This window comes from Gemmiger formicilis (assembly GCF_024462815.1).
In the GTDB taxonomy this organism is placed as follows: domain Bacteria; phylum Bacillota; class Clostridia; order Oscillospirales; family Ruminococcaceae; genus Gemmiger.
In genome coordinates this window covers 1-209 of the sequence record NZ_JANGCG010000118.1, presented here as the reverse complement: position 1 = coordinate 209, position 209 = coordinate 1, and the positions used below count along the sequence as shown (strand labels likewise).

Genomic DNA, 209 nt, shown 5'->3' with positions numbered 1-209 from the left:
GCAGTCCGAAAAGAACATGGAGGGCAAGCTCATCAAGGTGGAGGACATCCCCACGGATGATATCTGCGAGAAGTGCGGCCGCCCGATTGTGATTAAATCCGGCCGGTACGGCAAGTTTGTGGCGTGCACGGGCTTCCCGGAGTGCCGCAACGCCCACCCCCTGGTGAAGGACACCGGCGGCCAGTGCCCGCGGGACGGCGGCCATAAGC

The 209-nt window shown here is 63.6% G+C and carries 1 protein-coding gene; it reads left to right on the top strand.

Annotated features, from left to right (window positions below; all coding sequences use genetic code 11):
* A partial coding sequence (locus NE623_RS14705) for a topoisomerase DNA-binding C4 zinc finger domain-containing protein (RefSeq protein WP_256276183.1) occupies positions 1-209 on the top strand: 209 nt, incomplete at both ends.